Below are 25838 nucleotides of genomic sequence, written 5' to 3' on the forward strand. Positions count from 1 at the left end.
CCTGCGGGTACCCCCGGCCGGGTTTGCGACACACCGTGACGGGAACGCAGCAGGGGTAAACGCAGCAGGAGTACGAGGTAGGGAGAAGTCCAGCCATGAAGGCCGTCACCTGGCACGGCAAGCGGGACGTTCGCGTGGACGACGTCCCCGACCCCATCATCAAGGAGCCCACCGACGTCGTCGTCCGCGTCACCTCCACCGGCATCTGCGGCTCCGACCTGCACCTTTACGAGGTGATGGGTCCGTTCATCGACGAAGGCGACATCCTCGGGCACGAGGCGATGGGCGTGGTGGAGGAGGTGGGCGCGCAGGTCACGGAGGTCAAGCCCGGGGACCGGGTGGTGGTGCCCTTCAACATCTCCTGCGGCACCTGCTTCATGTGCGGGCAAGGGCTCCAGTCGCAGTGCGAGACCACCCAGGTGCGCGAGCAGGGCACGGGTGCGGCGCTGTTCGGGTACACCAAGCTCTACGGGCAGGTCCCCGGCGGGCAGGCCGAGTTCCTGCGGGTCCCGTTCGGCAACACGCTGCCCATCAAGGTGCCGGAGGGTCCGCCGGACGACCGGTTCGTCTACCTCTCCGACGTGCTCCCCACGGCGTGGCAGGCGGTCGAGTACGCGAACGTCCCCGAAGGCGGCAGCCTGGTCGTGCTCGGGCTCGGGCCGATCGGTGACATGGCGTGCCGGGTCGCCAAGCAGAAGGGTGTCGCCAACGTCATCGGCGTGGACCTGGTGCCCGAGCGCATGGCGCGGGCGCGGCAGCGGGGCGTGACCGTGATGAACGTGCGGGACAGCCACCTCGTCGAGCACGTCAAGGACCTGACCGACGGGCGCGGCCCGGACGCGGTCATCGACGCGGTCGGCATGGAGGCGCACGGCGCGCCCGTCGCGAAGCTCGCCCACCAGGCCGTGGGTCTGCTGCCGGACGCCATCGCGGCCCGGTTCATGAAGACCGCGGGTGTGGACCGGTTGCACGCGCTGCGCCTGGCGATCGACCTGGTCCGCCGCGGTGGCACGATCTCCGTCGTCGGCGTCTACGGCGGCATGGCCGACCCGATGCCGATGCTGACGCTGTTCGACAAGCAGGTACAGCTGCGCATGGGGCAGGCCAACGTGTGGCGCTGGGTGCCGGAGATCCTGCCGTTGCTGACCGACGGCGACCCGTTGGGCACCGAGGACTTCGCGACCCACCACCTGCCGCTGGACCAGGCGCCGCACGGATACGAGATCTTCCAGCAGAAGCGCGACAACGCCGTCAAAGTGCTGCTCAAGCCATGAGGAGCTATCGTCCGCACATGATGCGGTGGTTGGGTGTGCTGGCCACGGCTTTCGTGGTGAGCGCGTGCGGTTCGAGCAGCACGGACCTGGTTCGGAGCGCGGCCGAGGAGTTCCTGGCGGCGGCGTCATCGGGTGACAACGAGCGCGCGTGTTCGCTGCTGACCGAACGCGCCGGGCAGGACTGCTCCACTGTGGACATCCCGGGTGGGACCGTCGAAGAGGTCCACGTGTGGGGTGACGCGGCACAGGTGCGCACGTCCTCGGGTGACACGCTGTTCCTGCGCGAGCTGAACTCCGGCTGGCGCGTCTCGGGCGCGGGCTGCAAGACCGTCCCCGAGCGCCCCTACGAGTGCGAGGTGGGTGGGCCGTGACCCAGCGCGGGATGTTCTACGTCTACCTCGTCGGCGTCCTGGCGGGGCTGGTGTGCTTCATCGTCATCGGGGTGATGGGGCTGTGAAGAGGTTCTTGCGGGACAACGGTTTGGCGCTGGTGTTCGGGCTGCTGTTCCTGGGCTCGCTGGTGGGGCAGGCGTTCGCGGGCAACGCGGCCCTCAACGACCGGCGGCTGGTGGACGGCGGGGACCCGATCGGCCTGTGGCAGTACATCACGTCGTCGGACTTCGCGGTGGACGTGGCGGAGAACTGGCAGTCCGAGTACCTCCAGTTCTTCCTGTTCATCTTCGCCACGGTGTGGCTGATGCAGCGCGGCTCCAACGAGTCCAAACCCTCGAAGCGCCTGGGCCCGGAGTCCGACGAGCAGCAGTACCTGGGCGAGCACGCGAAACCGAACTCGCCGCCGTGGGCCCGCGCCGGCGGGTGGCGCACGCGGCTGTACTCGAACTCGCTCGGGCTGATCATGCTGCTGCTGTTCATCGGTTCCTGGCTGGCGCAGTCCATCGCGGGACGCAGCGCGTACAACAACGAGCAGCTCGTCGACTTCCAGGACCCGGTGAGCTGGTGGGACTACGTGCTGTCGGCCGACTTCTGGAACCGGTCGCTGCAGAACTGGCAGTCCGAGTTCCTGGCGATCGGGTCGATGGCCATCTTCAGCGTGTACCTGCGCCAACGCGGCTCGTCGGAGTCCAAACCCGTCGGCGCGCCCCACGACACGACCGACGAGTCCGGCTGACCGGCGACGGCTCAGGAGGTTCCCCGGCGACGGCCCCGCCGCGTCGATCGCGGCGGGGCCGTCGCCGCGTGGAAGTGCGGCCAGAGCGAGCGCCGCTGCCTGGCGACTCGACGGCAGGAGCCCTCGGACGGTTCGGCACCGACCCCGCCACGAGCAACGCCCACCTCGTTTCGGAAGTCAGTCGAGGTCGGCCTCGTCGGAGGCTTCGATGGTGTCCTGGCCGCGTTCGCGCCACGGGAGCAGGAACCACAAGGTGCCGAACAGCGCGGCCGCCAGCGCGCCCATCAGGATGGCCAACCAGCCGCCCACGATGACTTCCGCCAGCAGCAGGATCGTCCCCGTCATCGCCACGGCCAGGCAGGCCAGGCCCAGGACCGCGAAGCGGTTCGCCACCTCGATGATGTCCTCGCGCCTGCCCCTCCGGAACAGGATGCGGTGCCAGGACGCCGGTGCGGTCAGCAGGGCTACCGCGCCGGCGGCGAAGAGGATCGTGATCGAGTGGGTCGTGCGGACGTACATGTCCGCTGACGCGTACCGCTCGGTGAAGGCGATGGACAGCAGGAAGCCGAACAGGATCTGCACGCCGGCCTGGGCGACGCGCAGTTCCTGGAGCAACTCGTTGAGGTTGCGGGCCAAGCGGCGTTGGTCGGAGAGTTCGGCTTCGCTCATTCGGTACGAATACCCGGCATCAGTGCTGGTCAACCACCCTGATGGTCTTCAGGGACGCGTCCGTCGGGTCGGGCAGGTACATCCCGGCCTCGTGCCCGCTGAGCAGGTAGTCCACCACCGGCTGGGTGATCACCTCACCGGGCAGCGCGGCGGGGACGCCGGGCGGGTACGGGCTCAGCGTCTCGGCGCAGATGCGGCCCACCGCCTCGCGCGCGGGCACGTGGGAGGCGTCGGCGAAGTGGGCCTCGCGCGGGAGCATCGCCTGTTCCAGCTCCAACTCCCCCGGGTCGGGGATCTCCACCCGCTTGGCGCGCGGCAGGGAGCCCGACTTCTCCACCAGGGCGGCGATCGCCGTCACCAGGCGTTCGGCGGTGGACTCGTCGTCGGCCACGGTGATCTGGGCGGCGATGCGGCGGTGGTCGGACAGGCCCACGTCCACCGCGCACTCCGAGCGCAGCCACTCGTTGGCCGTGTAGCCGGAGATGCCCAGCTCGGACAGGTCCATGACGATCTTGAGCGGGTCGTGGTCGTCGGCCCGGTCGGGGCTGACGACGTGCTCGCGCTCCACCACCGTGACCAGGCCGCGCAACCGGTCGCGCACCTCGGCGCACAGCTTCAACGTCCGGTCGAGCAACTGCGAACCGTGCTCGACCATCTGGCGGCGCCAGCCGTCCAGGCCCGCGTAGACCAGCGCGGACGGGCTGGTGGTGTCCAGGATGTCCGACCGCATCGACAGCACGTCCGGGTCCACCCGGTCGCCTTGCAGGTGGTACACCGAGCCCTGCTCCAGGCCCGCGCCCATCTTGTGCACGCTGGTCACGCACAGGTCCGCGCCGGCGTCCATCGCCCACGCCGGCAGACCGGGGTGGAACGGCAGGTGGGCGCCCCACGCCTCGTCCACGATGAGCGGCTTGTCGTGCGCGTGGCACACCTCGGCGGTCTTCTTGATGGCCGCGCACGTCCCGTAGTCGGTGGGCGTGATCAGCAGCATGCCGACCGCGTCCGGCGCGCGCGAGAACGCCTCCGCCACGTCGTCCGGCGCGGGCGGGTAGGACCACTCCCAGAACGCGTCCCACCGCGGGTGCACCCACACCGGCTCGACCCCGCTGATGATCACCCCCGCGATCACCGACTTGTGGGCGTTGCGCGACAGCAGCAGCTTCTGCCCCGGCCGCGCCACGGTGATGATGCACGTCTTCACCGACAGCGAGCTGCCGCACGTGGAGAAGAACGCCTTGTCCGCGTCCACGGCGTCGGCCATCAGCTCCTCGGCCTCCGACAGCACCCCGCCGCTCATCATCCGGTCGTCCAGGCCGTTCATCATGATGATGTCGGACCGGAACACGTCCTTCCCCAGCACCTCCAGCACCCGCGGGTCCACGCCGCGCCCCTGCTTGTGGCCGGGCGGGATGAACGGCACGTGGCCGCGCCGGTGGTACTCGGCGATGGCGTCCAGCACGGGTGCTTTCGAGTGGTCCATACGCCCGTGTGCCACGGTCACACCACCTCCAAACCGTCGTCGCCCTTCCGGGTGGCGCGCAGCTTCAACGCGAAGTGGTTGAGGGTGGCCGGGAACGGCGGCTCGAGGGTCGAGAAGTCCAGGTGGGCGCGGAGGGTGTCCAGCATGGTCCCGGCGCTGACCAGCACCAGGTCCCGCCCCGGGCACACCCCCGGACCGCCGCTGAACGGCACCAGCGCCGGCTCCTGCGTCGGCCACAGCTCGGGCCGGTAGGTGTCGCCGTAGAACCGGTGGAAGTACGGCGAGAACACGATGAACAGCGTGTTCTCCGGCAGCCACGTCCCGTGCCACCGGGTCGCGATGGTGCTCTCCCGCAGGATCACCGGCGTGGTCGGCCACAGCCGCGCCGACTCCAGGACGCCCGCGGGACCGGACCCGCCGATGGCCAGCGCCCGCATGGTCACGATCCCGGCGGCATCGAAGGCGAACAGCCAGTGCGGTGCCTGCGAGGCCACCTCGGAGGCGGGCGCGAGCGAGGCCAGGCTGTTGGGCTCGGCGCGCTCCAGGTGCTCGCGCAACCGCCGCTCGAACCGCTTGCGCAGCCCTCGCCGCTTGGGGTGCAGGAACGCCCAGTTCGCGTTGCCCCGCAACGTCTTCAGGTCGTCGGTCAACGCCTCGTCGTCCCGCGCGCTCGCGCCGAGGACGATCCGCCGCGCCACCTTCCACCACACCTGCGCGAAGTCGTCCCACGTCAGCACGCCGGTGCTCATCGCGTGCCGCACCAACAGGTCGGCCTCGTCGCGCACCACGGCCTCGACGTCGAGCTTCTCCGGCCGCAGCACGACGTCGTTGAACCGCCTGCGCTTCTCCCGCTCCGGCCCGCGCGTGGCCAGCGAGCCGTGCGGCTGGAAGTGCTTCAGGGCGGCCCGCTTCTCGGCCGTGGCCGGGTGGAACGGCTCCGGCGTCTCGTCCAGCAGCCGCCCCACGTCCTCCGGGTCGAGCACCAGCGCGACGCTGCGCCCGGTCACCCGCAGCCGCAGCGGCTCGGGACCGTACTTGTCCCGCAACGCCTTCATCGTCCGCACGGCCAACGCGTCGGCCTGCACCTTCTCCGCCATCGCCAGCACGGGCGGTCGGCGCACGATCACACCTTTGGCCAGCGTGGGCAACAGAACCCGCGCGAACGCTTTGCCGGTGTCCAACCGGGAGGCTACGGCCATGACCCTTCCTCCTCATGCGCCACGACGAGTTCCCGGACCTCGCAACCCGCCGGCTGGCGCAGCGCGAACAGGATCGCGTCGGCCACGTGCTCGGGCGGGTTGAGCTTCGAGTCGTCCGGCGGCCGGTACTGCTCCGCGCGCCCGTCGAAGAACTTGGTCTTCATGCCGCCGGGGATCAACAACGTCACCCCGACCCGGCCGGCGGTCTCGGCCGCCAACGCCCGCGTGAAGCCGACGACACCGAACTTCGAGGCGCAGTACGCGGTCGCGTCGCTGACGGCCTTGATGCCCAGCGTGGACGCCACCGTCACCACCCGGCCGCCGCCGTCCAGGTACGGCAGGGCCGCTCGCACCACCGCGGCGGTGCCGAGCAGGTTCACCAGCACCACCCGCTCCCAGTCCGCCGCCGGGACGTCCACCAGCTTGCCGCACGCGTCCGTCCCCGCCGCCGTCACCACGGCCCGCAGCCCGCCGTTGCGCTCGGCGATGTCGCGCACCGCCCGTTCGGCCGCCCGCGTGTCGGACAGGTCGACGGACTCGAAGTCCACCGCCTCGTCCGACGCGGGTGCCGCCTTGTCCAGCACCAACGGCTGCCCGCCGGCCTCACGCACCGCGTGCACCACGGCCGCGCCCAGCCCGGACGCGCCGCCGGTCACCAACACCTGCCCCACCATGTCCCGCCCCACCATGTCCTAACCCCTCCTAGCCAGTAGCCGGGTCGTCGACCGCCCCTGGTGGTACGGCACGACCACGGTCCGCCCGCCCCACGACCGCACCAGCGCGGCCTCGGGCAGGGATTCGGCGCTGTAGTCGCCGCCCTTGACCCAGATGTCGGGCCGCAGCCGGTCCAGCACCCGTTCCGGGGTGTCCTCGTCGAAGATCACCACGTCGTCCACGCACTCCAGCGCGCGCAGGATCTCCGCCCGGTCGTGCTGCTTGGTCACGGGCCGGTCCGGCCCCTTGAGCCGCCGCACGGAATCGTCCGAGTTCAGGCACACCACCAGGCAGTCGCCCAACGCCCGCGCCGCCTCCAGCGTGCGCACGTGCCCGGCGTGCAGCAGGTCGAAGCACCCACCGGTCGCCACGACCACACCACCACGCGCCCGCGTGGCATCCACGCCGGACCTACGGACCGTGTGGAACCCGGAAGCCCCACCAGCCGCCAGAAAATCCGCAGCGGACGCCACCGCGGCAGCCACGGCGTCGTCGGACGCCTCACCCCGCATCAACCGCACGGCCGCGGTGACCGCGAACCGGTCCCCCGCGCCACACGGGTCCATCACCGCCACACGCGGCGCGGGCACGGCAACGGGCGTGCCGCCGTAATGCAGCAAAGCACCATCCGCGCCCAGCGTGACCACCACAGCCCTTGCGCCCCAACGCTTGCGCAGCAGAGCAGCCGCGTCCTCGGGGTCCTCGCACCCGCTGAACCGGGTCGCCTCGCTGTGGTTGGGCGTCACCAGCCGGGCGTCCGGGGTCGGCTCGGGGCCACGCGGGTGCGGGTCCCACACCACCGGCTTGCCCGCCAACGCCTGCCGCAGCCGCTCGTCGAACGCCAACCCGCGCCCGTAGTCCGACACCAGCACCATGTCCGCTTCGCGCACCGCGTCCAGCATCTCGTCGGTGGCGGTGGGCTTGCCGCGCCCGCCACCCCGGTCCATGCGCGCGATCGAGTGCCCGGCGCAGCGCAGCCTGGTCTTGACCGACGTGGCCGCAGGCGACGGCCCGAACACGGTCGGCACGTCCGCCAGCGCGTCCCGCAGCCGCCACCCGTCGGCGTCGTCGGCCACCGCCGTCACCAGGGTCACGTCCACCCCGTCCCGGCGGGCCAGCGACGCCGCCAGCCCCGCGCCACCGGGCCGCACGCGCTCCTCCCGCACGTCCAGCACCGGCGCGGGCGCGTCCGGGCACAGCCGCTCGGCCGTGCCCTCGATGTCCACGTCCAGCAGCGAGTCACCGACCACGACCAGCTTCACGACACCCTCCGGGAGGACAGCGGCAACGCGGCCTCGAACGCCTCGCACAGCGCGTGGACCGCGACCAACTGGGCTTCCTGCACGTTCGCCGTCGAGCCGGGCAGCGCCAGCACCTCGTCGACCACCGAGGCCAGCGGGTTGGGCGCGGGACCGGTCAGCGCCCACACCACCGCGCCCGCGCGCCGACCGGCGTGCGCCGCCTCGATCAGGTTCGGGCTCTTGCCGCTGGTGGACAGCAGCACCACCACGTCACCGGGCCGCGCGTGTGCGGTCACCTGCCGGGCGAAGACCTGTTCGTAGCCGTAGTCGTTGCCGATCGCGGTCACGCTGGAGGACTCCGCGCACAGCGCGATCGCCGAGAACGGCTGCCGGTCGTCGCGGAACCGCCCCACCAGCTCCGCGGTCAGGTGCTGCGCCTCGGCCGCCGACCCGCCGTTGCCCGCCGCGAGGAGTCTCCCGCCCGCGGTCAGCCTGCGAGCCAGCAGCGAGCCCCAGCGCGTCACGCGCGAGGCCTGCTGCTCCAGCCCCGCCAAGGTCTCCGCCAGGCCGCGCAGGTGCTCCTGGACCGTCACTTCGCACCTCCCACGGCCACGTCGGCGGGCACACCCGCGCCGGCGCGCTCGTAGACCCGGGCGGTGTCCGCGGCGACCCGGTCCCACGTGTAGCGGGCGTGCACCCGGTCCGTGCCGGCCAGCCCGAACGCCTCCCGCCGACCCTGGTCGGCCAGCAGCGAGCGCACCGCCCGCGCCAGCGCCACCGGGTCGCGCGGCGGCACCAGGCACCCGGTCACGTCGTCCACGACGGTGTCGGTCAGCCCGCCCACCGCCGAGGCCACGACCGGCACGCCGCACGCCATCGCCTCCAGCGGCACGATCCCGAACGGCTCGTACCACGGCACGCACACCACCAGGTCGGCCGAGCGCAGCAGCGACGGCATCTGCGTGCGCGACACCTGGCCGATGAACCGCACCCGGTCCCGCACGCCCATCTCCCGGGCGTGCTCCAGCAGCCGCAACGCCTCCGGGTCGCTCGCCATGTCCGCCGACCCGCCCGCCACGACCAGCTCGGTGTCCGGCACCGACCGCAGCGCGGTGATCACGTCGACGAACCCCTTGCGCGGCACCAGCCGGCCGACCGTGACGATCCGGTGCGGCAGCATCCGCCGGTCCCGCGGACCCTCGGGCTTGAACAGCTTCGGGTCCACCCCGCACGGCACCACCGAGATCCGCGAGCGCGGCACGCCCATGCGCAGCAGCTCGAACACCTCGTCCGCGCAGGTGGCCGCGACCCGGGACACCTCCCGTCCGACCAGCCGCTCGGTGGCGATGCGCTCGACCGGGCTGGTGTCGGCCCGGCCCTGGTGGCGGCGCTTGACCGTGCCCAGCGCGTGGAAGGTCTGCACGACCGGGATGCCCAGACCCCGCGTGGCCAGCACGGACGCCAGGCCGGACATCCAGAAGTGCCCGTGCACGACGTCGGGCGCGTCGAGCTCCCACCGGGCGCGCAGGAACTTGGCGAAGTCGCCCATGTGCGGCAGGAGTTCGTCCTTGGGCACCTGCTCGGGTGGTCCGGCGGGTACGTGGACGACCTCGTAGCCGTGTTCGGTGCGCACGACCTCGGGCAGGTCGGGGCTGTCGCGGCGGGTGTACACCGCGACCTCGTGCCCCTGCGCCGCCAGCGCGGCGGACAGGGACGCCACGTGGACGTTCTGACCGCCCGCGTCCACCCCGCCCAACGCCGCCAACGGGCTGGCGTGCTCGGACACCATCGCGATCTTCATCGACTCACCTCCGCCAACAACCGGTCCCAACCACGCAGGAACGCGTCGAGGCCGTACCTGGCCAGGGCGAACTCCCTGGCCTGCTTGCCCTGCTCGGCCGCCAGCGCCGGATCGGCGACCAGCTGCGCCACGCCACGTTCCAGCTCCGCGACGTCGGTGGACACCACGCCCGCCTCGGGCGGCACGGCGCGGACCACCTCGGTGCACGCGAGCGCCACGATCGGCATGCCCAGGTGCATCGCCTCGATCAGCGACAACCCCAGCGACGTCCACCGCACCGGGTGCAGGTAGAGCCGTCGCCGGGCCACTTCGCGGTGCAACACGTCCAGCGGGTGGTCACCGCGACCCCACTCGCCGAGCTCTTCGGTGCCCATGCCGAACACGTCCAGCGGCGCCACTGCCGCGAACCGCGTCAACAGGTCCGTACCCACGACCCTGCCGCGCCGAACCGGGTCGTTCACCACAACGGCCGCGTGCGGCAGCTCGCCGGTGTAGAGGTGGCCGGGGTCCACCACGCCGTGCTCGATCACCGTGGTGCGGGTGGTGCCGCAGTCCCACATCAAGTCGTTGAAATGAGTCACGTGCACCAGAAGTCCGGGCCAATCGGCCATCGGGTGCTTCTGATTGGGCATCTTCGGGGTGTTGTGCTCCAGGTAGATGACCGGGATTCCCTTGGGCACCAACGCCAGTTGCTCGACTTCTTGGACCACGGCGACATCCGCGTCCACTTCGGACAGATCGACCTCGCGGGCGGACGGCCAGTCGCGGCCCAGCAGGCCCTTGCCGTGCGGGGGGCCGGGGATCAAGTACTCGTGGCCGCCCCGGACGAACGCGTTCGCCCACGACCCGTGCACGTGCCACACCAGGACCTTCACGCCCGCACCCCCACCAGTTGCTGGACAGCGGCGACCACATGACCGGGCGTCACCCGGTCCAGGCACGGGTGGCCGGGCACCGGGCACTCGCGCGCCCGCGTCCCCGCGCACGCCGCGCGCTGGTCGCCCAACAGGACATGCGGCCCGTGCGGCGCCCACCGGGCGGCGGGCACGACGGGCGCGAACAACGACACCACCGGCGTGCCCACGGCGACCGCGAGGTGCGCGGGGCCGGTGTTGCCCACCACCACCGCGTCCGCCGCCGCCAGCACCCCGGCCAGCTGCGCGAACGTCGTGCGCCCGCCCAGGTCCAGGCCCTGCGCGCCGGCCACGTACGCGGTCAGCTCGGTCTCCGCGGGACCGCCGGTCACCACGACCCGGTGGCCCGCCTCGCACAACGCCTCGACCGTCGCCCGGCACCGCTCCGGCGACCAGGCCCGCGCGGGCACCGACGCACCGGGGTGCACCACCACGTACGGCGGCGGGAACGGCGATTCCGGCGGCGGCAGCACCGCGAGCCGGCCGTCGTCACCGGGCGGCAGGTCGAAGCCGGCGGCCCGCGCCACCCCCAGCGCCCGGCTGGCCTCCGGGATGTCCGGGTCGTCGCGCAGCCGCACGTCCAGCAGCGACCCCGGGTAGTCCACCGACCGCGCCACGATCCTCGGCACACCGGCCAACCGCAACAACAACGCCAGCGGCAACGGGCTCTGGTGGAAGGAGGTGAGGATCAGGGCGACGTCCGCGCGCACGCCTTTCAGCAGCGCCACAAGGCCTTCCACGTCCGGCGCGCGCACTTCCGGCGGTGGTGAGGCGATCCACGGGCAGTCCCACTTGATGATGCGCCGCACACCGGGCAGCAACTCGGCCGCCTGCGCGCCCTTGTGCCCGCACAACAGCACGACCTCGCTCGACGCCGCCGCCGCGCGGATCGCCGGACCGGCCAGCAGCACATCGCCGTCGCTGTCCAGCCGGGCCACGAGCGTCCTCTGTGGACCGTTCATCCGATCACCCCCAGCGCCGACACCAGGTCCTCCGCCGTGCGGGGAGCGCGATCGACTTCCTCCCGCAACGTCCGATCGGTCGGGACCAGCACCGCGCGGGCGCCGGCGGCGTGCGCCGCGTCCACGTCCGCGCCGATGTCCCCGATGACCACGGTCCGTGACGGCTCGACGCCCAACGCGGCGCACGCGGCGATCACCAGACCAGGTTTGGGTTTGCGGCACTCGCACCCCTCGTCCGGGTGGTGTGGACAGATCTGCCACGTGCCGAAACGGCCCAGCAACTCCTCGACGCGCGCGTTGACGGCCGCCACCTGCTCGGGCGTGAGCAGGCCGCGGCCGATGCCGGACTGGTTGCTCACCACACCGGTCTTCACACCGCGTGCGCGCAGCTCACGCACCGTTTCCACGGCTCCCGGCATGAGCGAAACGCGTGCCGGGTCACCGTTGTACGGCACGTCTCGAACTAGCGTGCCGTCGCGGTCGAACAGCACGGCCTGGGGGTACTGGTCCACATCGGAGAGTTAGCCGGTTCTCCGGCGGACAAACACTTCTCGGCGAAGCGCTACTCACTGTCACCCATGTGTGGGGCGGCGCGGTCGGGGGTAGCCCCGGAGAGAACTCGACCACTCGACCAGAGGAGAGGTTGTTTCCTGTGACGACGATCGAAAAGTCCGTGGACGTCGAGGTCCCGGTGCAGACCGCGTACAACCAGTGGACGCAGTTCGAGTCGTTCCCGGAGTTCATGGAGGGTGTCGAGCGCATCGAGCAGGTGACCGCCACCCGCACCCACTGGGTGACCAAGATCGGTGGCGTGGAGCGGGAGTTCGACGCCGAGATCACCGAGCAGCACCCGGACGAGCGGGTCGCGTGGCACACCGTCGACGGCCCGCCGCAGGGCGGCGTGGTGACCTTCCACCGGCTCGACGACCGGCACACCCGGGTCCACCTGCAGATGGAGTACGACCCGCAGACCCTCACCGAGAAGGCGGGCACGGCCCTGGGCGTCGTGCAGACGCGCATCTCGGGCGACCTGAAGCGGTTCAAGGAGTACATCGAGCGCCGCGGCACCGAGACCGGCGGCTGGCGCGGTGACGTGACCCGGCCGCCGCAGGCCGGCGAGACGCGTCACGACCTGCCCGGCGGCGGTCGTCCGGGCGACCCGATCCGATGAGCACGCGGGCGGCACGGGGGCCGCGGAGACGGAGCTGGGCACACCCACCCATCCCGCGCCCCCGCCCGCCCGTCGACTTGCACGCCTGAACGCTCTACACCTGAACGCCGGGGCTTGAAACCACAGGCCCCCAGCACACGAAGGGTGGCCTCCCGAACTCGGGAGGCCACCCTTCTTCACGTGCTACGCGCTCAGCCGCGCTTGAGCCGTTCGAACACCTGGTTGACCGACTGCCACAGCGCCGAGGCCGCGTCACCCAGCAGGGACGGGCCCGTGCCGCGCGCGATCTCGATGCCCGCGTCGCCGTCCTCCTTGGGGTGCACGTCCTGCGCCAGCAGCCGGCCCACCACCGCGAGCACCACGTCCGGGTGCCCCAGCGGCAGCGGCGCGGCGAAGGTCTGCACGGACTTCACCACGCCCTCGTGCTCGTTGGCCAGGTCACCGACCCGGGCGCCCGCCGCCGCGCCGGCCACGAGGTGCACCGGCACGTCCCGGTCGCGGTACTCGGCCAGCACGTCGTCCACCTCCTGCCACGGCTGGTCGGCCGCGGGCAGCCGGCACCACATCACCTGCAGGTGCTCGGTCAGCGGGCGCCACGTGGCGGGCAGGTCGCCGTGCGGCGCGGCACCGGAGGGGTCGAGGACGACCACCGCGGGCGCGTCGACGGGACCCGCCCACACCGCGGACGGCCCCTTGGTCCTGGTCTCACCCATGCGACACCTCCAGCACGGCCGGTTCCACGCAGTAGACGGTGAAGGCGGAGCGGATGATCGGCTGCGCCACGTTGCGCACCCGCACCCCGCCGGGGGTCATGCCGTGCTCCACGCCGAAGTGGGCGTGCCCGTGCACCGCGAGGTGGGTGCCGGTGCTGTCGATCGCCTCGCCCAGCAGGTACGAGCCGAGGAACGGGTAGATCTCCGGCGGCTCGCCGCGCAGCGTGTCCGGGACCGGCGCGTAGTGCGTCAACGCCACCTTCACGTCGGTGTCGAGCGAGGTCAGCGCGTTCTCCAGCGAACCGGCGATCTCGGTGGTGTGCTGGATGAACGCCTTCATCTCCCGCTCGCCGAACGCGCTCCCGCACTTGCCCGCGAACCCGCCGCCGAAGCCCTTCACGCCGGCCACGCCGAGGGTGTGCCCGTCGACCGGGATGGTCACCGAGTCGCCCTCCAGCACGGTCAGCCCGGCGTCCCGCAGCACCCGCGTGACCTCCTCGGGCTTGTCGTCGTGGTGGTCGTGGTTGCCCAGCACCGCCACCACGGGCACCGGCAGGCCGCCGAACTCGTCGGCCACGACCCGGGCCTCCGACACCGTGCCGTGCCGGGTGAGGTCGCCGGCGAGCAGCAGCACGTCGGCGTGCTCGCCGACCTTCTCCAGCGCGGGCCGCAACCGCCCGCGCGCGTCCTCGCCGAGGTGCACGTCCCCGACCGCGGCGACGCGGATCATCGCAACTCCTCCCTGCCCTCGGGTTCACCGACCGGCGTGACCTTCACGTCGTCCAGCACGGTCAGCTCGGGCGCGACGTCGTGGATCACCGCTTCCAGCTCGTCACGCCGCTCGGCGCACGCCACGTCACCGGACAGCAGCACGTGGTCACCGCGCACGGTCACCCGCACACCCAGTTCGGTGGTGCGGGGGTCTTCGGCCAGCGCCCGGCGCAACCGGGCGGCGAGGTACTGCTCAGCGGTCATCAGGGGCTCCTGTGATCCCGAGGCGCTCGATGAGCACGAGGAACGCCTCCGCGTACGGGGAATGGGCGGTCGCCTCGCGCACGCGCCGCCAGTCGATCTGCTCGCGCAACGCCCGCGCGAACGGCAGCAGCTCGCTGAAGTCGCAGCGGTGGCCGTCCAGCACGAGCAGCTTGCTGATCATCACCTCGGTCGCGGGCATCACCGGCAACGTCACCGACCCGACGGCCAGCTCCTCGGCCCGGGACAGCGTCTCGTCGGTCACCGGCCACTCGTTCGGGCGGAACAGCAGGTCCACCAGCGAGTCGCCGTCGTAGACCTTCAGCAGCCAGTCCTCGGGCGCGTCGGCGGCTCTCATGCCCGCCGCGACCAACGCGCTCACCGCCGGCTTGGCGTCCTCCTCGCGGACCAGGATGTCCACGTCGTGCTCGGTCGCCGGACCACCCCGCGCGTAGACGGCGCAACCGCCGGACAACGCGAACGGGATCTGCTGCTCGCGCAACACCTTCGCGACCTTGGTCAAGGTGCGCAACAACTGGTCTTGAACGCCGCTCATGGTCCTGACTACCCCGAGCCACCAGGCTTCACACGGGTCCACCCGGGTACCCGACGCCCATGACAGCAACCCCTCCCGACCCGGACCCGGCCCGCACCCCCGGCCTGGAACCCGGTGGCGGCGTCGCACCCGGCGACACCCCTCCGGAATCGGGTCAGACGTCAGGCGTGTCCCACCACGAGCCGCAGCCCTCGCGGGGCCGCAACATCGCCGCGCTGGTCGTGGTCCTGCTGCTGACCGCGCTGGCGCTCGGCTTCGTGGTTGCCCAGGTGATGGGCTGGTCGAACCTGTTCTAGGGCTTGAGCGGCGGGCTGGCGGACACGCCCTCCTTGCGCCCGAGGCCGTCGAGCAGTTCGTTCAGGACGTCCCGCGCGTTGTGGCGGGGCGTCCAGCCCAGCTCGTCGCGCGCCCGGGTCGTGTCCAGCAGGGGCGAGGTCAGGGCGAGGTCCACCCAACCGTGCGAGGTCGGTTGGAGGTGGGCCAACCACGTCAACCGGGCCGCCGTGCGCAGGGCGAGCGGCGGGATGGGCACGTGCCGCGACCGCATGACCTCGGCCAGCACCTGGGGCGTGATCACCGGGTCGGAGGCGAGGTTCACCGCTCCCCCGAGCTTCTTCCGCAACACCAGCACCAAGGCTTCGGCCACGTCGTCGCTGTGCACGAACTGCAGCACCATGCTCTTCGGCAACGGCAGGATCGGCACGTTCAGCTTGAACAGCAGGTGCGGCACCAACGGCCCCAGGAAGTACCGCTTGACCTCCGCCGCCGCGTCCGGCTGGAGGATCAGGGACGGGCGCACGCGCGTCACCGTCATGGTCGGGTGCTCGCGCTCGATCCGGTCCAACTGGTGCTCCACGGCCGACTTGTGGCGGCTGTAGTAGGACGTCGACACCCCGTCCGTCGGCCAGCTCTCGTCCTTGAGCCCGTTCTTGGCAGCCGGCGAGTACGCGCCCACCGACGACATGTGCACCAGGTGCGGCACGCCCGCCTTCAGCGCGGCCCGGAAGACGCTGTCGCTGCCGGCCACGTTGGTCCGGTACATCATCGGCTCGTCGTGGCTCGGCTGGATCAGCCACGCCAGGTGCACGACGGCGTCGGCCCCGCGCATGACGTCGGCCAACGGCTCCTCCGCGCCGGGCTTGGCGATGTCCACCGGTGTCCAGGCGATGTCGTAGGGCGGTTCGGGCTCGGGTGGACGGCGGGAGACGCCGTGCACGGTGGTGTCCGGTTCCTCGGCCAGCCTGCGCAACAGGGCGGTACCCACGTTGCCGGTGGCGCCCGTGACGACGATCCTCATGCCGGACCGGTTACCCGCGCTGGGGCCGGGCGCAACCCACGGGAGGGGCACGCGTGTTCGCAGCGGCGGGATGGGGACTGCTGGCCGGGTCGGCGCTGCTGGTGGGGGCGCTGCTGGGCTACCTGGTGCGGGTGCCGGCCGGGGTGATCGCCGCCGTGATGGGGTTCGGCAGCGGCGTGCTGATGTCGGCGGTGGCGTTCGACCTGATCGACGAGGCCCACGACCTGGGCGGCCTGGTGCCCACGGCGGGCGGCGCGGCCACCGGCGCGGTCGTCTACACGGCGGCGAACGTCTACCTGGCCTCACGCGGTGCCCGCCACCGCAAGCGTTCCGGCGGTCAGCAGCCCAGCGAGTCGGAACAGGCCGGGTCGGGCACGGCCATCGCCATCGGGGCTCTGCTGGACGGCATCCCCGAGTCGGTCGTCATCGGCGCGAGCCTGATCGGCGGTGGCGGCGTGAGCGCGGTGACGGTCGCGGCGGTGTTCATCAGCAACGTGCCCGAGGGCTTGTCCAGCGCCGCCGGTATGCGCCAAGCCGGCCGCAGCCGGGTGTACGTGTTCGGGCTGTGGACGGCGATCGCGCTGGTCAGCGGCTTGGCGGCGATGCTGGGCAACGTGGCCCTGGCGGGCGCGGACCCGGCGTGGCTGGCCGGGATCACGGCGTTCGCGGGTGGGGCGATCCTGGCGATGATCGCGGACACCATGATCCCGGAGGCCTTCGAGGACGCCCACCTGCTGGTCGGACTGGTGACGGTCGCGGGCTTCCTGACCGCCTTCGCCCTCTCCCACACCTGACCACCCGCTTTTCGGCGCGCGAAGCGCGCGGTGGTTCCCAACCACAGGTGGAGGGCCTCGGTTCCCCCGCCGTATGGCCTGCCCGAAGGGCTACCACATTTTGGGCCGGGTGCAGCCAAATTTTTTGCGAGGAACGAGCCAAAAATTTCGCGGCACCCGGCCCAAAATGTGGTCGGCTCCGCCAGGCCATACGGCGGGGGAACCGACGCCCTTCACCCCCCGCTGGCGGCCTGCCGCGCGGCGAGCGCCGCTTGTCATCTTTTCATCTTTCGATCTTTTGATCTTTTGATCTTGAGCGCGCGAAGCGCGTTCGGCTAGCTCGGCGGCGCGGGAATCGGGTTCTTGGCCAACGCCTCGGCCACCGCGTACAAGTTCGCGGCCATCGCCTTGCCCGTGGTGACCGACCACTCATGCCCGTGGTCGGTGTCGGTAAAGCTAGGACCAGGCCCCGGACCCATGTTCCAGTACGTCCACGCCTGCCCCGGCACGGTGTACCCGATGTCCCCCAACGCCCCGGCCACCTCGCTGATCACGTGGTGCGCCCCGTCCTCGTTCCCGGTCACCACGACACCCGCGACCCGGTTGTACGCCACCGGCCGACCCTCGTCGTCCTGCTCCGAGATCATGGCGTCCATCCGCTCCAGCACCCGCTGGGCGATCGACGACGGCCGCCCCACCCACGTCGGGGTCGCCACGACCAGGATCTCCGACCGCAACAACTCCTCGTGAATGGCGGGCCACTCGTCGCCGTCACCCAGATCGGTGACAACGCCCGGCGGCACGTTCCGGTCGACCACCCGGATCGGGTGAACCTCCACCCCACGTTCCCGCAGCTCGTTCTCCACCACGGCCGACAGCAGCTCGGTGTTCGACCGCTCGGGGGACTTCTTGAGCGTGCAGTGCAGGACGACCGCCCGCATCACTTCCGCCCCAGCGCGGACCGGATCAGGTCGCGGGCCCGGTCCATGATGGCCACGGGCGGCCCGAGCAGCATGTTCGCCGCCGGCGACTCGACGCCCGGGTGCGGCCGGGTCGGGGCGATGGTCTCCGCGGCCCGCACGGCCTTGGCCAGGGCGCGCAGGCGGTCGCCGTCGTACTCCTCGCGCAGGCGGGGGAACTCCTCCTGCTCCTCGTGCCGGGCGTGGGCCAGCACGTCGTCGCGCAGTTCGAACAGCAGGGTGTCGAAGCCCTCGGCGTCGGGGCCGATGTCGTCGAGGGTGGACAGCAGTTCCTTGGCCCGCCGCTCCTCGGCCACGCGGGCGTCCACGACGGCGTCACCGCCCTCGCCGCGCCGGGCGGCGGGGTGGACGACCTCCTCCTCCGCCGTCTCGTGCACCGCGAGCAGCCGGACCAGCCGCCGGAACGCGTCCTTGCGGGCGTCCCCGTGCGCTGTCTCGACCTCGGCGAACAGGTCGCGGATCTCGGCGTGCTGGCGGACCAGCAGTGCGATCACGTCTTCTTCGTCGCTCATGCCCGCGGGTTACCCGCGATCGGGGACGTGAAAAGCCCCGATCGCGGGCCACCTCACTGAGCGACGGTCAACTACCGCGCTCACTTGGCCACGGTCAGCTCCCGCGCGGCGGCGTAGCGCTCCCGCACCCACGGGGTCGGGTCGGCCTCGAACAGCGTCGAGGTCAGCTCCGACCAGTGCGGCGGCTCGGCCGCACCGGACACCGCCCACGCCGCCTGCCGAGCGGCGCCGTCGGCCACGTACTCGCTGGTCGCGGGCAGGACCACCGGGCACCCGAACACCGCGGGCGCGAGGGCCCGCACCGCCTCGGACTGGGCGCCGCCGCCGATCAGCAGCACCCGTTCGACCGGCGTCCCGAGCTCCTTGAGCGCGTCGATGGCGTCGGCCAGGCTGCACAGCAGCCCTTCCACCGCCGCCCGCGCCAGGTGGGCGGGGGTGGCGGTGTCCAGGCGCAACCCGTGCACCGCGCCCGTCGAGTCCGGCTTGTTGGGCGTGCGCTCGCCCTCCAGGTACGGCACCAGCACCAGGCCGTCCGCCCCGGCGGGCGCGCTCAGCGCCAACCGGGACAGCTCGTCCAACCCGACCCCCAACAACGCGGCGGTCGCGTCGAGCACGCGGGACGCGTTGAGCGTGCACACCAGCGGCAGGTAACCGCCCTCGGCGTCGGCGAACCCGTTCACCGTCCCGCTGCCGTCCGCCACCGGAGCCAGCGCCCGTGCGAACGCCGTGCCGGACGTGCCGATGGACACCACGACGTCACCGGGTCGGGCCTGCACGCCCAGCGCGGCGGACGCGTTGTCCCCCGCGCCGACGCCGAACCGGCCGGCGACCAGCTCCGCCGGACCCAGCACGGACGGCAGCACCGGCACCTTCCCGAACGCCAGCTCCAGCAGCTCCGGCCGGTAGTCCTCTGTGGACGGTGACCAGTACCCGGTGCCGCTGACGTCGCTGCGATCGGTGGTCAACGCCTCCAGCGACGAACCGCCCGAACCGCCCGAACCGCCCGCCAACCGCCAGGTGAGCCAGTCGTGCGGCAGGCACACCGCGGCGGTCCGGTCCGCGTTGGCCGGCTCGTTGCGCGCCAACCACCGCAGCTTGGTCACGGTGAGGGACGCGACCGGCACGTTGCCGACCGCCTCCGCCCACTTCGCCGGACCGCCCAGCTCCTCGACCAAGTCCGCCGCCGCGCCCGCCGACCGCGTGTCGTTCCACAGCAGCGCGGGCCGCACGACCTCGCCGGACGAGTCCAGGCACACCATCCCGTGCTGTTGCGCCGCAACCGAAACGGCCGCCACGTCGTCCAGGCCGCCGGCCGCGGCAGCAGCCTCCTGCAACGCGTCCCACCACGCCGCCGGGTCGACCTCCGTGCCGGCCGGGTGCGCCGCCCGGCCTTCCCGCACCAGCGCACCGCTCTCGGCGTCGCGCACGACCACCTTGCAGGACTGGGTGGACGAGTCGACACCCGCGACGAGGGTCATCCGCGCGCGCCCAACACGTGCTCGAGCGCGAGCTGGCTGAGGTGCACGAAGCCGTAACCCCTCTCGGTCGCGGCGGTGATGTCCTCGTCGGCCTTGATGAAGTCCTCGATGGACTCACCGGCGTCCAGCGTGGACTCCGACTGCTCGAAGACACCGCTGGCCTGCAACGCCTCCTGGACCTCCGGGTCGGCGCGGAACGCCGCCACGCGCTCCTTCAGGAGCTTGTAGGTGCGCATGTTGGCCGCCGCGCTGGCCCACACGCCGTCGAAGTCCTCGGTCCGCAACGGCTTGTAGTCGAAGTGCCGCGGACCCTCGTAGCCGCCGTTCTCCAGCAGGTCCACCAGGAAGAACGCGGACAGCAGGTCGCCGTGCCCGAACACGAAGTCCTGGTCGTAGCGCGGGCCCTTCTGGCCGTTGAGGTCGATGTGGAACAGCTTGCCCTGCCACAGCGCCTGGCCGATGCCGTGCACGAAGTTCAGGCCCGCCATCTGCTCGTGCCCGACCTCGGGGTTCACGCCGAACAGCGGCTCGTGCTCCAGCGTGGAGATGAACGCCAGGGCGTGGCCGATGGTGGGCAGCAGGATGTCGCCGCGCGGCTCGTTGGGCTTGGGCTCGAGCGCGAAGCGGAAGCCGTAGCCCTGGCTCTCGGAGTACGCGGCGATGGTGTCCAGGGCCTCCCGGTACCGGTCGAGCGCGGCCTTGACGTCCTTGCCGGCGTCGACCTCCGAACCCTCCCGACCGCCCCACAGCACGATCGTCTGGGCGCCGAGCTCGGCGGCCAGTTCGAGGTTCCGCAGCACCTTGCGCAGCGCGAACCGGCGCACCCGCCGGTCGTTGCTGGTGAACCCGCCGTCCTTGAAGACCGGCTGGGTGAACAGGTCCGTGGTCACCATCGGCACGACCAGGCCGGTCTCGTCCAGGGCCTTGCGGAAGTCGGTGATGCGCTTGTCGCGCACCGCCGCGTCCGCGCCGAACGGGACCAGGTCGTCGTCGTGGAACGTGACGCCCCACGCACCCAACTCCGCCAGCTTGCGCACGGTCACGGCCGGGTCCAGCGGCGGACGGCTGGCGAGGCCGAACGGGTCGCGGCCCTGCCACCCGACGGTCCACAGGCCGAAGCTGAACTTGTCCACGAGGGCACCTCCAATAAGTTTGATGCCTGAACTTATCGCACGATCCGGCTATCCTCCAGTGGTGTCCCGACCGCAGCCCGCGAGCCAGCACACCGTGCGACGGCACAACTCCGCTCTGGTGCTGGACGCCATCACCACGCACCCCGGGTCGTCCCGCGCCGCCGTGTCCGCCCGGACCGGCCTGACCAAGGCGACCGTGTCGAGCCTGGTGGACCGCATGATCGCGGCCGGCCTGGTGGTCGAGGGCGAGGCGCAGGCCAGGTCCGGCCCCGGCCGGCGCGGCACCGCCCTGCACCCCTCCCCGGACGGCCCGCACGGGCTGGGCGTCGAGATCGGCGTCGACTACGTGGCCACCTGCCTGGTCGACCTGACCGGCCGGGTCCGCCACCGCACGCTGCGCGCGAGCGACAACCGGACCTCCTCTCCCGCCCGCGTGCTGACCAAGGTCGCCACGGCGATCCGCAACACCCTCAAGCGGGACGTGCCGATCGGCGGCGTGGGCGTGGCCGTGCCGGGCCTGGTGGAGACCGCGACCGGCACCCTGCGCGTCGCGCCGAACCTGGGCTGGGAGGAGGTCGACATCCGGGACGAACTGCGCGCCCGGGTGGCGCTGGAGGTCCCCGTCCAGGTCGGCAACGAGGCGAACCTGGCGGCGCTGGCCGAGCTGTGGCACGGCCACGGGACGCAGGACTTCGTGCACGTCTCCGGCGAGATCGGCATCGGCGCCGGCATCGTCGTGGCCGGTGCCCTGTTCGACGGCGTGCGGGGCTTCGGGGGTGAGATCGGCCACCTCCAGGTGGACCCGAACGGCCCGCCGTGCACGTGCGGGTCGCGCGGCTGCCTGGAGCGCCTGGCCGGCCAGGACGAGATCCTCAAGAGTGCGGGCTGCCCCACCTTCGACGACCTGCTCAAGGCCCTGCGCGCGGGCGACCCGTCGGCCACCACCGCCGTGTCCGAGGCGGCGAAGTGGCTGGCCACGGCGTTGTCGGGCGCGGTGAACCTGCTCGACCTGCCCACGGTCGTCCTCGGCGGCACCTACGCCCGCCTGGCCCCCTGGCTCACGACCACGCTGGAAACCACCCTCCGCGAGCGCGTCCTGGGCGCCCGCTGGTCCCCCACCACCGTCCTGACCTCGACGTTGGGCGCGGAGGCGGCCGTGCGCGGCGCGGCGACCACGGCCGTCCGCGCGATCCTGGCGGACCCGGACCCGTACATCACCGCCGCTCAGTCGTAACGGGGGCCAGGCACACTGTGGGTGCGCCCCTGGACCGGTTCACCCGGATGCGCACGCCCGAAGCGGACTCGTCCAGAGGCAGGATCTGAAAGCCTGGACGACACCCGAGAACTCGGGGACCTTGGTCAGGGGGTGAGCCGGTGCCGCGTGGAGAACGCCCGTTGGACGTGGGCGACAGCCCGCTGCTCAAGTTCGCGGCGGACCTGCGGTCGCTGCGCGACAAGGCGGGCGGGTACAGCTACCGCCAGTTGGGCGCGCGCGCCCACTACTCGGCCACCACGCTGTCCGACGCGGCCGGCGGCCGGAAGCTGCCCACCCTCGCCGTCACCCTGGCCTACGTCCGCGCGTGCGAGGGCGACGTGGCCGAGTGGGAGGACCGCTGGCACCAGGTCGCCGCCGAGGTGCTGCCCACGCCCGAGCCGACCCCGGACGAGAGCCACCCGCCCTACGCGGGCCTGGCCGCCTACGGCACCGAGGACGCCGAGTGGTTCTTCGGCCGCGACCACGTGCTGGAGGACTTGGAGCACCGCATCGCCCAACGCCGGTTCGTCGCCGTCTTCGGCGCGTCCGGCGCGGGCAAGTCGTCCCTGCTGCGGGCGGGCCTGGTGCCCCGGCGCAAGGACAAGACGATGGTCATCACCCCGTCCGAGACCGCGTTCGCCCTCACCGCGGACGACCAGGACCTGCTGATCGTCGACCAGTTCGAGGAGCTGTTCACCCTCTGCACCGACCCCGACCAGCGCACCGCCTTCATCGACGCGCTGCTCACCGCCGACTGCCGGGTGGTCGTGGGCGTCCGGGCCGACTTCTACGGCCACTGCGCCCAGTACCCGAACCTGGTGGAAGCCATCACCGACGGTCAGCTCCTGCTCGGCCCGATGGGTCCGGAGGAGCTCCGCCAGGTGATCATGCAGCCCGCCGTCAAGGCGAACTGCACGGTCGAGACGGCCCTGGTCTCCCGCCTGATCGCCGACGCGACCGGCCAGGCCGGCGTCCTGCCCCTGCTGTCCCACGCCCTCCTGGAAACCTGGCGGCGCAGGCGCGGCACCACCCTCACCCTCGCCGGCTACGAGGCGGCCGGCGGCATCCAGCACGCCATCGCCCAAACCGCGGAACGCACCTTCACGTCCCTCGAGAAGCAACAACGAGCCTTGGCCCGCCAGGTCTTCCTCCGCCTCACGGCCCTGGGCGACGGCACCGAGGACACCAAACGCCGCCTCCCCCGCGCCGAACTGGACCACGACGTGGACGTGGACGTGGTCCTCGACCGCCTGGCCCACGCCCGCCTGCTCACCCTCGACCGAGACACGGTGGAGATCTCCCACGAGGCCCTGATCCGCTCGTGGCCCCGCCTGCGCAACTGGCTGAGCACCGACCGCGACGGGCTGCGCACCATGCGCCAGCTCACCGAGGCGGCGGCCACCTGGGACTCCCTGGACCGCGACCCGGACGCCCTCTACCGCGGCACCCGCCTGGACACGGCCCTGGAGTGGACCACCCGCGACGGCGTCCGCACCAGCACCACCGAACGCGCCTTCCTCAAGGCCAGCGAGGAGGCCCGCAACGAGCAGCGCAGGCGCGACCACCGCCAGACCCGCCGGCTGCGCCAGTTGGTCGCCCTGCTCCTGGTCCTCCTCCTCTTCGCCGGGAGCGCGGTCGTCCTGGCCATCCGCGCCCAGAAACAGGCGGCCCAGGAACGCAACCTGTCCGTCGCCCGCTTGGTCGCCAACGAGGCCCAGAGCAAACGCACCACCGACCAGCGCATGGCCAACCAGCTGATCATCGCGGCCTACCAGCTCAGCCGCACCGACGACCTGCGCGACCAGGTCCTGAGCTTCCACGCGGCCTCCAGCGCCGACATGGTCACCCGCTCGGTCTACCAAACCGGCCCCACCACCGGCCCCGACGGCACGGCCCTGCCCAACGCCCGCGTGCCCGTCCCGGCGGACGACCACATCTACAAGCGCCTCGGCTCGGTCCTGACCCCGCGCAACTCCGTGACCAGCCTGGTGGTGACCCCGAGCGAACAGGCCTTCGCCACCACCGACGAGTCCCCGGACACCCAGATCTGGGACCTCACCGACGCCCGAGCGCCCGTCGTGGCGTACCGGTTCGCCAGGCCCCTGATCCACGCCGTGTTCTCCCCGAACGGCCAGGTCCTGGCCACGGTGGAAGGCTCGGCCGTGGTGCGCCTGTGGGACACCACCAACCCGTACCAGCCGGTCCAGGTCGGCACCATCACCACGCACCCGAGGTTCATCGACAACATCGCCTTCTCCCCGTTCAAGGGCAACATCCTGTCCACCGTCGACAACCAGAGCACCGTCCGCCTCTGGGACATCACCAACCCCGCCACCCCGAAGCAGATCGCCGAACTGGACGACGGCGAAGACGTCTCCACCACAGCCCTGACCCAGGACACCGGCACCCTCGCGGTAGCGGGCCGCTCCGGCTCGATCCGCCTGTGGGACCTGTCGAAGAACCCCTGGGACCCCACCAGGATCACCACCATCGACGCCCACCAGGACCAGGTGACCGCCCTGGGCTTCCGCCGCGACGGCACCGCCCTGGCCAGCGTCGGCAAGGACAGCACGGTCCGCATGTGGGACCTGTCGAGCCGCCGGAACCCGGTGCAACGAGGCCGGATCAGCGGCAACACGGACAACATCTACGCCGTCAACTTCGGCGACGCACCCGACTGGGTGACCACCTCCAACTCCGACGGCACCAGCCGCTCATGGGAGTTCAACCTGGACCTGGCCATCGCGAACATGTGCGAAACGGCCGGCCAGCCTCTAACCCAGGAAGAATGGCGCCGCAACTTCAACGGCATCAACTACCACCCACCCTGCCGCTAACCACACACCTTCACTCGCCCTCCGCGCAGCGCGCTGTCTGCAGTGGTGACCACCACAGGTGGAGGGCCTCGGTTCCCCCGCCGTATGGCCTGCCCGAAGGGCTACCACAGATTTCCCCGGTGCAGCCAAATTTTTTGCGAGGAACGAGCCAAAAATTTCGCGGCACCGGGGAAATCTGTGGTTGGCTCCGCCAGGCCATACGGCGGGGGAACCGACGCCCTTCACCCCCCGCTGGCGGCCTGCCGCGCGGCGAGCGCCGCTTTTTATCTTTTGATCTTGAGAGCGCGAAGCGCGTGGAGCTCAAAGCTCTTGAAGCGCCTGACTGGCGAGCGACCAGCACCGGTCCGATAATCGCCACGTGACCACTCCCCGTGACGAGGACCGCACGGACGCGATCCCCACCGCCCCCATCCCGGAAGGTCCGCCCCCGGTAGGCCCGACCGCAGTCGACCGGCAACCCGAGAGCCGCCTCACCCCCGACAAGGGCGCGCCCGCACCGGGTACCACCAAGATCAAATCAACCCGGATCAGCGGCACGTGGGTCGCCGTCCTGGCCTCGATCGTCGTCCTGATCTTCCTGCTGATCTTCATCTTGCAGAACCTGACCGACGCCACCGTCCACTTCCTCGGCATCGCGACGACCCTGCCGCTGGGCGTGGCGCTGCTGTTCGCCGCCATCGGTGGTGCGGTGATGGTGGCGCTGGTCGGCGCAGCCAGGATCCTCCAGCTGCGCCGCCAGGCCAAACGAGGGTTGCGCGCCTCCAACCACTAGGCCGCGC

General features: G+C 71.7%; 28 protein-coding genes. 9 read left to right on the forward strand and 19 right to left on the reverse strand.

Annotated elements, in window-relative coordinates; all coding sequences use genetic code 11:
* The first annotated feature begins 95 nt into the window (after positions 1 to 95).
* The 3 genes from DFJ66_RS09810 to DFJ66_RS09820 all read left to right on the forward strand — a co-directional run bounded on the left by DFJ66_RS09810 (position 96) and on the right by DFJ66_RS09820 (position 2402).
* The gene (locus DFJ66_RS09810; protein ID WP_121220034.1) at positions 96 to 1274 is read left to right on the forward strand and encodes a zinc-dependent alcohol dehydrogenase; all 1179 of its coding nucleotides are present in this window, start codon (positions 96 to 98) and stop codon (positions 1272 to 1274) included.
* A 17-nt stretch (positions 1275 to 1291) separates the two neighbouring features.
* Positions 1292 to 1645 (forward strand): hypothetical protein, encoded by a 354-nt coding sequence (locus DFJ66_RS09815; protein ID WP_121220036.1) that lies wholly within the window; start codon positions 1292 to 1294, stop codon positions 1643 to 1645.
* A gap of 82 nt (positions 1646 to 1727) precedes the next feature.
* On the forward strand, positions 1728 to 2402 hold the full coding sequence (locus DFJ66_RS09820) for a DUF6766 family protein (RefSeq protein WP_121220038.1): 675 nt from the start codon (positions 1728 to 1730) through the stop codon (positions 2400 to 2402).
* Between the two features lie 177 nt (positions 2403 to 2579).
* Here the strand turns inward: DFJ66_RS09820 and DFJ66_RS09825 are convergent, their stop codons facing one another.
* The 10 genes from DFJ66_RS09825 to DFJ66_RS09870 are packed head-to-tail and all read right to left on the reverse strand — an operon-like array spanning position 2580 to position 11894.
* Complete coding sequence (locus DFJ66_RS09825) at positions 2580 to 3071, reverse strand: DUF6328 family protein (RefSeq protein ID WP_121220040.1); 492 nt, start codon at positions 3069 to 3071, stop codon at positions 2580 to 2582.
* A gap of 19 nt (positions 3072 to 3090) precedes the next feature.
* Positions 3091 to 4566, reverse strand: coding sequence for an aminotransferase class I/II-fold pyridoxal phosphate-dependent enzyme (locus DFJ66_RS09830; RefSeq protein ID WP_455431423.1), 1476 nt, complete (start codon positions 4564 to 4566; stop codon positions 3091 to 3093).
* 2 nt (positions 4567 to 4568) lie between these two features.
* A complete protein-coding gene (locus tag DFJ66_RS09835; RefSeq protein WP_121220044.1) occupies positions 4569 to 5750 on the reverse strand; it encodes a cytochrome P450 family protein in 1182 nt (393 codons plus the stop codon).
* Positions 5741 to 6439 (reverse strand): SDR family oxidoreductase, encoded by a 699-nt coding sequence (locus tag DFJ66_RS09840; protein ID WP_246029668.1) that lies wholly within the window; start codon positions 6437 to 6439, stop codon positions 5741 to 5743. Before DFJ66_RS09840 ends, DFJ66_RS09835 begins: the two co-directional genes overlap by 10 nt.
* 3 nt (positions 6440 to 6442) lie before the next feature.
* Positions 6443 to 7726, reverse strand: a complete 1284-nt coding sequence (gene rfaE2 / locus DFJ66_RS09845) for a D-glycero-beta-D-manno-heptose 1-phosphate adenylyltransferase (RefSeq protein WP_121220046.1) — start codon at positions 7724 to 7726, stop codon at positions 6443 to 6445.
* Positions 7723 to 8298, reverse strand: a complete 576-nt coding sequence (locus tag DFJ66_RS09850) for a D-sedoheptulose-7-phosphate isomerase (RefSeq protein ID WP_121220049.1) — start codon at positions 8296 to 8298, stop codon at positions 7723 to 7725. The genes rfaE2 and DFJ66_RS09850 overlap by 4 nt, the downstream gene beginning before the upstream one ends.
* Entirely contained in the window at positions 8295 to 9506 is a 1212-nt protein-coding gene (locus DFJ66_RS09855; RefSeq protein WP_121220051.1) for a glycosyltransferase, read from the reverse strand. The genes DFJ66_RS09850 and DFJ66_RS09855 overlap by 4 nt, the downstream gene beginning before the upstream one ends.
* The gene (locus DFJ66_RS09860) at positions 9503 to 10381 is read right to left on the reverse strand and encodes a glycosyltransferase (protein WP_121220053.1); all 879 of its coding nucleotides are present in this window, start codon (positions 10379 to 10381) and stop codon (positions 9503 to 9505) included. The genes DFJ66_RS09855 and DFJ66_RS09860 overlap by 4 nt, the downstream gene beginning before the upstream one ends.
* Positions 10378 to 11382, reverse strand: a complete 1005-nt coding sequence (locus tag DFJ66_RS09865) for a glycosyltransferase family 9 protein (RefSeq protein WP_121220055.1) — start codon at positions 11380 to 11382, stop codon at positions 10378 to 10380. The genes DFJ66_RS09860 and DFJ66_RS09865 overlap by 4 nt, the downstream gene beginning before the upstream one ends.
* Positions 11379 to 11894, reverse strand: coding sequence for a D-glycero-alpha-D-manno-heptose-1,7-bisphosphate 7-phosphatase (locus tag DFJ66_RS09870; RefSeq protein WP_121220057.1), 516 nt, complete (start codon positions 11892 to 11894; stop codon positions 11379 to 11381). The genes DFJ66_RS09865 and DFJ66_RS09870 overlap by 4 nt, the downstream gene beginning before the upstream one ends.
* A 140-nt stretch (positions 11895 to 12034) precedes the next feature.
* On the opposite strand from DFJ66_RS09870, the gene DFJ66_RS09875 reads away from it, so the two are divergent.
* A complete protein-coding gene (locus tag DFJ66_RS09875; protein WP_121220059.1) occupies positions 12035 to 12553 on the forward strand; it encodes an SRPBCC family protein in 519 nt (172 codons plus the stop codon).
* A 191-nt stretch (positions 12554 to 12744) separates the two neighbouring features.
* Here DFJ66_RS09875 and DFJ66_RS42580 read toward each other — a convergent pair whose 3' ends face one another.
* The 4 genes from DFJ66_RS42580 to DFJ66_RS09895 are packed head-to-tail and all read right to left on the reverse strand — an operon-like array spanning position 12745 to position 14794.
* Entirely contained in the window at positions 12745 to 13266 is a 522-nt protein-coding gene (locus tag DFJ66_RS42580; protein WP_170199244.1) for a hypothetical protein, read from the reverse strand.
* Positions 13259 to 13996, reverse strand: a complete 738-nt coding sequence (locus tag DFJ66_RS09885; protein WP_121220062.1) for a metallophosphoesterase family protein — start codon at positions 13994 to 13996, stop codon at positions 13259 to 13261. The genes DFJ66_RS42580 and DFJ66_RS09885 overlap by 8 nt, the downstream gene beginning before the upstream one ends.
* On the reverse strand, positions 13993 to 14241 hold the full coding sequence (locus DFJ66_RS09890) for a BON domain-containing protein (protein WP_121220064.1): 249 nt from the start codon (positions 14239 to 14241) through the stop codon (positions 13993 to 13995). The genes DFJ66_RS09885 and DFJ66_RS09890 overlap by 4 nt, the downstream gene beginning before the upstream one ends.
* Complete coding sequence (locus DFJ66_RS09895; RefSeq protein ID WP_121220067.1) at positions 14231 to 14794, reverse strand: nucleotidyltransferase family protein; 564 nt, start codon at positions 14792 to 14794, stop codon at positions 14231 to 14233. Before DFJ66_RS09895 ends, DFJ66_RS09890 begins: the two co-directional genes overlap by 11 nt.
* A gap of 59 nt (positions 14795 to 14853) precedes the next feature.
* On the opposite strand from DFJ66_RS09895, the gene DFJ66_RS09900 reads away from it, so the two are divergent.
* Positions 14854 to 15090: a DUF6480 family protein gene (locus DFJ66_RS09900; RefSeq protein WP_121220069.1), complete on the forward strand. Its 237-nt coding sequence runs from the start codon at positions 14854 to 14856 to the stop codon at positions 15088 to 15090.
* Here the strand turns inward: DFJ66_RS09900 and DFJ66_RS09905 are convergent.
* On the reverse strand, positions 15087 to 16091 hold the full coding sequence (locus DFJ66_RS09905; RefSeq protein WP_121220071.1) for an NAD-dependent epimerase/dehydratase family protein: 1005 nt from the start codon (positions 16089 to 16091) through the stop codon (positions 15087 to 15089). The genes DFJ66_RS09900 and DFJ66_RS09905 overlap by 4 nt on opposite strands.
* A gap of 53 nt (positions 16092 to 16144) precedes the next feature.
* On the opposite strand from DFJ66_RS09905, the gene DFJ66_RS09910 reads away from it, so the two are divergent.
* A complete protein-coding gene (locus tag DFJ66_RS09910; protein WP_121220073.1) occupies positions 16145 to 16885 on the forward strand; it encodes a ZIP family metal transporter in 741 nt (246 codons plus the stop codon).
* A 314-nt stretch (positions 16886 to 17199) separates the two neighbouring features.
* On the opposite strand, the gene DFJ66_RS09915 is transcribed toward DFJ66_RS09910, so the two are convergent.
* From DFJ66_RS09915 to xylA, 4 genes are all read right to left on the reverse strand, one after another.
* Positions 17200 to 17805, reverse strand: coding sequence for a flavodoxin family protein (locus DFJ66_RS09915; protein WP_121220076.1), 606 nt, complete (start codon positions 17803 to 17805; stop codon positions 17200 to 17202).
* The gene (locus DFJ66_RS09920; protein ID WP_121220078.1) at positions 17805 to 18356 is read right to left on the reverse strand and encodes a hemerythrin domain-containing protein; all 552 of its coding nucleotides are present in this window, start codon (positions 18354 to 18356) and stop codon (positions 17805 to 17807) included. The genes DFJ66_RS09915 and DFJ66_RS09920 overlap by 1 nt, the downstream gene beginning before the upstream one ends.
* 80 nt (positions 18357 to 18436) lie before the next feature.
* Positions 18437 to 19834 (reverse strand): xylulokinase, encoded by a 1398-nt coding sequence (locus DFJ66_RS09925; RefSeq protein ID WP_121220080.1) that lies wholly within the window; start codon positions 19832 to 19834, stop codon positions 18437 to 18439.
* Positions 19831 to 20967, reverse strand: coding sequence for a xylose isomerase (gene xylA, locus DFJ66_RS09930; RefSeq protein WP_211351054.1), 1137 nt, complete (start codon positions 20965 to 20967; stop codon positions 19831 to 19833). The genes DFJ66_RS09925 and xylA overlap by 4 nt, the downstream gene beginning before the upstream one ends.
* Before the next feature lie 61 nt (positions 20968 to 21028).
* Between xylA and DFJ66_RS09935 the strand changes: the two genes are divergently transcribed.
* The 3 genes from DFJ66_RS09935 (at position 21029) to DFJ66_RS44075 (ending at position 25831) form a co-directional block, all read left to right on the forward strand.
* Positions 21029 to 22201, forward strand: a complete 1173-nt coding sequence (locus DFJ66_RS09935) for an ROK family transcriptional regulator (protein ID WP_121230943.1) — start codon at positions 21029 to 21031, stop codon at positions 22199 to 22201.
* Between the two features lie 140 nt (positions 22202 to 22341).
* The gene (locus DFJ66_RS09940) at positions 22342 to 25059 is read left to right on the forward strand and encodes an nSTAND1 domain-containing NTPase (RefSeq protein ID WP_121220084.1); all 2718 of its coding nucleotides are present in this window, start codon (positions 22342 to 22344) and stop codon (positions 25057 to 25059) included.
* Positions 25060 to 25417: 358 nt separating this feature from the next.
* On the forward strand, positions 25418 to 25831 hold the full coding sequence (locus tag DFJ66_RS44075) for a LapA family protein (protein WP_246029669.1): 414 nt from the start codon (positions 25418 to 25420) through the stop codon (positions 25829 to 25831).
* Positions 25832 to 25838: the final 7 nt, after the last annotated feature.

It is taken from the genome of Saccharothrix variisporea (assembly GCF_003634995.1).
Taxonomy (GTDB): domain Bacteria; phylum Actinomycetota; class Actinomycetes; order Mycobacteriales; family Pseudonocardiaceae; genus Actinosynnema; species Actinosynnema variisporeum.

Bases quoted from the DNA above. Each gene is read 5' to 3' on its own strand.
- DFJ66_RS09810 (WP_121220034.1), top strand. From the start codon at position 96: ATGAAGGCCGTCACCTGGCACGGCAAGCGGGACGTTCGCGTGGACGAC.
- DFJ66_RS09815 (WP_121220036.1), top strand. From the start codon at position 1,292: ATGATGCGGTGGTTGGGTGTGCTGGCCACGGCTTTCGTGGTGAGCGCG.
- DFJ66_RS09825 (WP_121220040.1), bottom strand. From the start codon at position 3,071: ATGAGCGAAGCCGAACTCTCCGACCAACGCCGCTTGGCCCGCAACCTC.
- DFJ66_RS09835 (WP_121220044.1), bottom strand. From the start codon at position 5,750: ATGGCCGTAGCCTCCCGGTTGGACACCGGCAAAGCGTTCGCGCGGGTT.
- DFJ66_RS09840 (WP_246029668.1), bottom strand. From the start codon at position 6,439: ATGGTGGGGCGGGACATGGTGGGGCAGGTGTTGGTGACCGGCGGCGCG.
- DFJ66_RS09855 (WP_121220051.1), bottom strand. From the start codon at position 9,506: ATGAAGATCGCGATGGTGTCCGAGCACGCCAGCCCGTTGGCGGCGTTG.
- DFJ66_RS09865 (WP_121220055.1), bottom strand. From the start codon at position 11,382: ATGAACGGTCCACAGAGGACGCTCGTGGCCCGGCTGGACAGCGACGGC.
- DFJ66_RS42580 (WP_170199244.1), bottom strand. From the start codon at position 13,266: ATGGGTGAGACCAGGACCAAGGGGCCGTCCGCGGTGTGGGCGGGTCCC.
- DFJ66_RS09885 (WP_121220062.1), bottom strand. From the start codon at position 13,996: ATGATCCGCGTCGCCGCGGTCGGGGACGTGCACCTCGGCGAGGACGCG.
- DFJ66_RS09890 (WP_121220064.1), bottom strand. From the start codon at position 14,241: ATGACCGCTGAGCAGTACCTCGCCGCCCGGTTGCGCCGGGCGCTGGCC.
- DFJ66_RS09895 (WP_121220067.1), bottom strand. From the start codon at position 14,794: ATGAGCGGCGTTCAAGACCAGTTGTTGCGCACCTTGACCAAGGTCGCG.
- DFJ66_RS09900 (WP_121220069.1), top strand. From the start codon at position 14,854: ATGACAGCAACCCCTCCCGACCCGGACCCGGCCCGCACCCCCGGCCTG.
- DFJ66_RS09905 (WP_121220071.1), bottom strand. From the start codon at position 16,091: ATGAGGATCGTCGTCACGGGCGCCACCGGCAACGTGGGTACCGCCCTG.
- DFJ66_RS09915 (WP_121220076.1), bottom strand. From the start codon at position 17,805: ATGCGGGCGGTCGTCCTGCACTGCACGCTCAAGAAGTCCCCCGAGCGG.
- DFJ66_RS09920 (WP_121220078.1), bottom strand. From the start codon at position 18,356: ATGAGCGACGAAGAAGACGTGATCGCACTGCTGGTCCGCCAGCACGCC.
- DFJ66_RS09925 (WP_121220080.1), bottom strand. From the start codon at position 19,834: ATGACCCTCGTCGCGGGTGTCGACTCGTCCACCCAGTCCTGCAAGGTG.